This window comes from Candidatus Jordarchaeum sp. (genome assembly GCF_052745115.1).
Genome location: NZ_JBRAKS010000218.1, coordinates 1 through 6,526, shown reverse-complemented (window position 1 = coordinate 6,526; position 6,526 = coordinate 1). Strand labels below are relative to the sequence as shown.

Below are 6,526 nucleotides of genomic sequence, written 5' to 3'. Positions count from 1 at the left end.
AAGTCCAAGAATGGTATTATTTATCATTAAATCTTTCTACTGTTGTGAACCCTAACTCTAGGAATTATTCTTATTTTTCACGGCTTTATTTTTGTACGGTAGGATTGTTGACTATTAATTTCTTTCCTGGTTATAAACGTTATAATAAATTAGCTGGCTATTTATGGGTATAACCGGGTTTTATTCGAATTCAATTGTTGCCGGGGGCTTCGAAGTAAGGTCGTAGAGTACTCTGGAAACCCCTGGAATTTCGGAAATTATACGTTTTTCCATTTTGAGGAGACGATCCCATGGCATTTTGGTGGCTTCGGCGGTCATCGCATCCCTGGAATCCACTGCCCTGATAACAATTATATTCCCGTAGGCTCTTTCTCCTTTATCAGTTAGACCGGTGGCTCTATCGTTGAGTAAAACTGCAAAAATTTGGAAAGATGGAAAATTATTGGATTCTTCTTCCACGATTTTTGTAGCCTTTCTAACCATTTCCACTTTTTCTGGTTTTATTTCTCCAATGACCCTCACAGAGAGTGCGGGGCCCGGAAAGGGTTTACGATTCACAATACTATCCGGAAGTTTGAGCTCTTTGGCCACCTGTCTAACTTCAGGTTTGTACAGCTCCTTTATCGGCTCAATGATTCTGTAACCGAATTCTTGGAGAGGATTGATTCCAATTTGTTCAAGGACATTGTGCTGGGATTTTACCCCTCTTACCGTTTCAGAAATATCGGCCGCGATGGTGCCCTGTAGGAGAATCCTTACCCCTAGCTGGCGAGCAATCCTAGCTAGGCTTTTATAGAAGGCCTGGCGGAAAGCTTTTCTCTTCTCTTCCGGATCCGTCAGGTTATTCATTGCCTGGAAAAAGTTTTTTTTGACATCGTAGAGTTTGGTTTTGATTCCCATATCTTTGAATACTTTGACTACCGCCTCTGGTTCCCCTTCGCGCATTAATCCATTATCCAAAAAAACTACAGTTAATTTATCCTTAAGTGCCTTAAATCCCAAAACCGTAGTGACCGAGCTGTCTACCCCGCCCGAAGCCGCAACCATGGCTTTTTCGGCTCCAACCTCCTGCCTTATCCGTTCAACCTGCTCTTCAATAAACTGTTTTGCGTCAAACATTTACCTGTCACCAAACCGGAAAATTTCCGACTCCTATCCAGTACTTCACAATTTTTTTATTCCATTTTCTTTATATCAAAAATTTCGTCTTCATCTATTTTTAATATATTCAAAGCCATCTCTTCAAGCGGTCTCTCTTTTCTCCTCATTTGGCTTTCGAGCTTATCCAAGAAACTTTTCTTACATTCTATTACTATTTTCTTATCCTGATCTCTGAACTCACCGCTAATCTCTGACGGGGATTCTAAAAATTTTAGATTAGTATTACCTAGTGTGCATTTTGTCACAATTTGAATTCCGTCAAGGATACAGCTGCGTGGAGGTTTTAATCGGGTTTTAACCTCGACACTGGATACTTGTTTTAAAAATCTGCAGGCTTTCTTCGACATTCGGAGACCTAATACTAGAAAAGGACCCAAATGGCCGTGAAATTCAACAGCCCTCTTTATCAATTCAGAAGAAATTTCTTCAGAAACAGGCTTTTCAGTCCCACACATTAACTAACCCACCTTTCTGTAAGCCATAGGTGGAATACCCTTTTTTTATTTTAATGAGTTTTCAAAGTAATATTCAAACTTTCCGAGTAGATTAGTGTTTCTAGTAATTATAAACACAAAGAGTTATTAAACCAATTTACTACTTCTTGAAATAAGTTCAGTAATTGTGATTAGTTTCTTGGAAGGTGTTTTTAATGAAAGCCTTCGTAACGGCGGATTTTGACGATTACGGTCTGCAACTATTAAAGAAACACATGGACTACGTTTACGAGAATTGGCGCGATACCCAAAAAATCTACTTTGATGAGAACGAGTTTATTAAGAAGATCAAGAGCATAGAGGCAGATGTGGTTATTGTGGAAGCAGACTTTGTAACGAAAAATGTGATAGAACAGTGTGACCTGAAAATAATAGCCTCCTGCAGAGACGATCCTTGGAACGTGGACATAAAAACCGCTACCGAGAAAGGTATTCCAGTTTTCTCCGCTCCCCACAGAAACACCCCTGCTGTTGCCGACTTGACTGTAGCCCTTATGCTCTGTGCGACACGCAACATCATGAAGGCAGATCGCCTTCTGAGGGGAGGTAAGATTATTTATAAAAATGAGAGCGACTTTTTGAAAAACTTTAATCTATTTAAGGGTGTTGAACTGGGTAGCAAGAAAGTGGGTATAATAGGATTGGGCTCCATAGGTTTTGAAGTGGCCAAAAGGCTGAGAAACGGGTTTGGTGCCGAAGTTCTGGTTTATGACCCTTATGTGAACGAGGATCGCTTAAATGAGGTTAACGGTAAGAGTGTCGATCTTGAAACCCTGATGCGGGAGTCGGATATTGTAACAGTTCATGCCAAGGTTACTGAGGAAACTAAGGGTATGATTAAGAAGAAACACTTTGAAATGATGAAGAAAACCGCCTACTTTATCAACACCGCAAGGGCGGCGATAACAGAGGAGGACGCCCTATTTGAGATATTAAGAGACAAAAAGATAGCCGGGGCGGGTTTGGATGTATTTATTAAAGATCCTATAGAATCCGGTGACCGGTTTCTAACCCTTGACAACGTTATAGCCACGCCCCACATAGGGGGAAATACAATTGACACAGTAAGGCGTCAATCAAAGATGATAGCAGAGGATATAGATGCTTATTTATCCGGGAAGGAACCCAAATACATTCTTAATAAAGATGTTCTGAAAGAAACTTAAAGGAGTAAAAAACCATGGCTGGAGAAAATTTAATCGCCATAGATGTGGGAACCGGGTCGGTAAGATGCGCGGTTTTTGACATCAGAGGAAATCTGATCGCATTCGCTCAAGAGGCGTGGGACTATGAAAGTCCACCCGAAACATTTGGTATCGGAAAAGAGTTCAACTGTGACCAACTTTGGAACAGAATCATACGTCTCATTAAAGAGGCAATGAAAAAGGGTAAACTTGTTAAAGAAAATATTTTAGGTGTAAGTTCCACAAGTCAGAGAGAGGGGGCAGTTTTCTTAGATAAGGAAGGAAAGGAACTCTATGGAGGACCAAACATCGATATTAGAGGAATGTTAGTAGGGGGTAAAGTTCAGGAAATGGTATGGCCCGAATTTCAAAAAATCACAGGTCACTGGCCACCCTCGATGTTCGCACCGGCGCGCATGATCTGGTTTAGGGAGAACAAACCGGAAGTGTACAAGAAAATTGGTCATATCCTAATGATTAACGACTGGGTTTTATACAAACTCTCAGGAGTGTACTCCTCGGAACCCAGTAATGCTGCAGAATCGTTCTTATTTGACATTAAAAATATGACCTGGTCGCAGGAAATAATTGAAAGTTTTCAAATCTCCCCAGAAATCTTACCCGAAGTGTATCCCTCTGGCACAGTGGTAGGTGAAGTAACCTCAGAAGTGAGTAATTTAACGGGATTAAAGAAGGGGACTCCGGTGGTCTCTGGTGGGGCTGATACTCAGTGTGCTGTAATAGCGGCTGGAGCCCTAAATGAAGGACAAATTTGCACTATTGCAGGTACCACTACTCCTATTCAGATGGTAGTATCAAAACCCATAATTGATCCTAATAGAAAAATCTGGACAGATTGCCATGTGGTTCCTAAAAGATGGATTGTGGAAAGTAACAGCGGTATAATGGGAAGAGTCTTAGAGTGGTTTAAAAACTGGATATTAGATTTAGGATTGGATGAGGCTGTTAAAAACAAATCCAATATCTATGAACTGCTAAACAAGTGGGCCTTAGAAGCTCCACTGGGTGCGAGCGGGGTAAGGGCTTCTATGGGGCCTCAGATAATGGATTTTAGCAAGGAACTAAGTGTAGGCCCCGCGGTCATTATTGCTCCCTCCCTCTTACTGGTCGGTGACGCGCTTTCCATGAAAAATATGATCCGGGCCATTTTTGAAAATCTAGCTTTTGCGATAAGAGCGAACAGTGAGCAGATAGTAGAGGTCTCAAAAATCAAATTTGACACCATGAGAATCACAGGCGGAGTTTCAAAAAATAAAACACTGTTAAAAATTCTCGCCGACTGCCTCGGTTTACCAGTGATAACACCCAAGGTGAAGGAAGGCAGTTCACTCGGCTGTGCAATGTGTGTAGCCGTGGGTACAGGTGTCTACGGGAACTTCAATGAAGCAGTAAAATCCATGATAACTTGGGATAAAACAATAGAACCCGATGACGCGATCCATGAGCAATATGAGGGAATTTATTCAGAGTGGAAAAATCTATATTCAAAAATGTTAAATCTCCAAAAATGAAACATTCTTCTGGTGGTGTTATCTATGAGTGATGTAAAACAGAAATTAAGAGAAGAATTAGTTAAGTATGGAAGACTAATGCCCGAAAGAAATCTAGTTGTGGGCAAATCAGGGAACCTTAGTGCAAGGGTTCCTGGGGAAGACACAGTTCTAATCACTCCCAGTATGATAGAATATGAAGTATTAAAACCAGAGGAGATACCTTTGGTAAATTTGGAGGGTGAAGTGTTAGAAGGCAAAACAGTCCCCTCAACCGAAAAAATTATGCATTTAGCTGTTTATAATGCGAGAAAAGACGTTGGCGCAGTTATTCACGCACATACTATCTATGGAACAATCTTAGGAGTCGTTGGAAAACCTCTCCCTCCGCTTATAGACGAAATGGCCATCAGACTGGGAGGCCAAGTGGAGGTTGCCGAATATAAGCTGGCTGGAACCCCTGATTTAGCTCAAAGCGCAATAAAGGGACTGGGAAATAGAACCGCGGTTTTCTTAGCAAACCATGGAACACTATGCTGTGGAAAGGATCTCAAAGAAGCGTTTCACGTAACAGAATTCTTGGAAAGAATGTCTCAAATATATGTTATCAGTCTAATGATTGGCAAACCCAACCCGCTACCCGAGGAATCCATAAAATTCGAAACCGAAGTATACAAACATTTACACGGAATAAAATAAGATTTACTACACCACTGCTACAAATTGAAATAAATATACAAAAAATTTCTCCAATTTTTTTGGGTAAAGTGGAAATTTCTCAGGAGAGAAACTCTAAGGCTATGAGTGTATAAATTTTAGACATTATCACCATATCCATAATATCAACGTATTCATTTGCGGAGTGGCTGCTCTGATTTCCCGGACCCAGAATAACCGTAGGTATCCCCCTCAAACTTCTTATGTATCGTGCATCGGTAGCACCAGAACCTATAATGGTGTTCACCTGCTCTGCCCCCGTGATCTCCGCTACACACCTTTTAACTAGTGTAACAAAGGCTCCATCAGGATTTTCATAAGAGGGCAAAGCTACATCCTTATCTAATCCAATTCCTCTTATACCCGAATCATGCACTTTTCTTTCAATCTCAGAGTATGTCTCTTCTGGATTCTGACCTGGAAGCAGCCTTATATCCACCTTGGCTTCAGCGTAATCCGGAACCACATTGGTCTTGACTCCTCCTTTAATGACTCCAATGTTAATTGTCATTTTACTGAAAAGCTGTCTAAAAACGTCAGTTGGCAAACTATAATATTTGGCGATTCCTTCATAGTAGAGCATGCTCTGATCTATGATTCTCTGTACAATCGGTGGCAGCTCGATTTTTTTATTTTCCATTTCCTTAACAATCGATAGAACTCTCATAAGCTTATCAATAGCGTTCTCCCCAAGGAAGGGTACACTAGCATGGGAAGTCTTTCCCAGTGCTGAAATCTTTAGATCTAGGATTCCCTTTTCCGCAATCCGCACGGCGATACCCCAAACTCTGGAAGAGGTACCCTCACCCACAATACAAGCATCTCCTAAACTTAACCCCCTCTCCACCAGATATTTTGTCCCGTGATAACCACCTGTTTCCTCATCCGGAACGAAGTCCAGCTGAATGCGCCCATTAAAATCTGCATCCATCTCAGATAGTTGGGAAGCCATAACCATAGCCGCTGCTACACCAGACTTCATGTCTGAAGCCCCTCTACCAAAAATTTTTCCATCACGCACCACCCCTATAAAAGGATCAGTCGCCCAGTTTTCCCTCCTACCCGCCGGAACCACATCCATATGCCCATTCCACAAGAGTTTTTTCCCTTCTCCTTTTTCCAATCTAGCAGATACGTTGACCTTACCTTTTTTGGTCTCATATGTACTAACCTTGAACCCCCTCTCTTCAAAGTAATCTCTAATAAAATATGCTATATCTGTGACGTTTGCTGGCGGATTCTCGCTTTTAAAGCCGATTAAATCGCAACACAGTTTCACCATTTCATCGCGTTTGTTTTCTATTCCTTTAACGATTCTTTCAAATTTCAAAAACGCCACCTACATTCATATCTGACGCTATCTAATAAAAAAACTACTAGTATTAAAAACTAATTCACACTAGATAAGTGTAGAAGTTAGGGACATTTGTCACCCCTTGCTGTTAATTGGTAGGATGTC

Annotated in this window: 6 protein-coding genes; 3 read left to right on the top strand and 3 right to left on the bottom strand. The window is 41.2% G+C overall.

Annotated elements, in window-relative coordinates:
- Positions 1 to 180 precede the first annotated feature (180 nt).
- Together ACUVXA_RS14120 and ACUVXA_RS14115 are read right to left on the bottom strand one after the other, a co-directional pair.
- On the bottom strand, positions 181 to 1,119 hold the full coding sequence (locus ACUVXA_RS14120) for a GMP synthase (glutamine-hydrolyzing) (protein WP_445871921.1): 939 nt from the start codon (positions 1,117 to 1,119) through the stop codon (positions 181 to 183).
- Positions 1,120 to 1,175: 56 nt separating this feature from the next.
- The gene (locus ACUVXA_RS14115; RefSeq protein ID WP_445871920.1) at positions 1,176 to 1,616 is read right to left on the bottom strand and encodes an FmdE family protein; all 441 of its coding nucleotides are present in this window, start codon (positions 1,614 to 1,616) and stop codon (positions 1,176 to 1,178) included.
- Positions 1,617 to 1,810: 194 nt separating this feature from the next.
- Between ACUVXA_RS14115 and ACUVXA_RS14110 the strand changes: the two genes are divergently transcribed.
- From ACUVXA_RS14110 to ACUVXA_RS14100, 3 genes are read left to right on the top strand one after another with little or no spacing between them, the layout of a single operon-like run.
- Positions 1,811 to 2,821 carry a 2-hydroxyacid dehydrogenase gene (locus ACUVXA_RS14110; protein WP_445871919.1) on the top strand — a complete coding sequence of 337 codons (1,011 nt, stop codon included), beginning with the start codon at positions 1,811 to 1,813 and terminating at the stop codon, positions 2,819 to 2,821.
- 14 nt (positions 2,822 to 2,835) lie between these two features.
- Complete coding sequence (locus ACUVXA_RS14105; RefSeq protein ID WP_445871918.1) at positions 2,836 to 4,371, top strand: FGGY-family carbohydrate kinase; 1,536 nt, start codon at positions 2,836 to 2,838, stop codon at positions 4,369 to 4,371.
- 24 nt (positions 4,372 to 4,395) lie between these two features.
- Positions 4,396 to 5,049, top strand: a complete 654-nt coding sequence (locus ACUVXA_RS14100) for a class II aldolase/adducin family protein (RefSeq protein WP_445871917.1) — start codon at positions 4,396 to 4,398, stop codon at positions 5,047 to 5,049.
- A 79-nt stretch (positions 5,050 to 5,128) separates the two neighbouring features.
- On the opposite strand, the gene ACUVXA_RS14095 is transcribed toward ACUVXA_RS14100, so the two are convergent.
- Positions 5,129 to 6,397 (bottom strand): M20 family metallopeptidase, encoded by a 1,269-nt coding sequence (locus tag ACUVXA_RS14095; protein WP_445871916.1) that lies wholly within the window; start codon positions 6,395 to 6,397, stop codon positions 5,129 to 5,131.
- Positions 6,398 to 6,526: the final 129 nt, after the last annotated feature.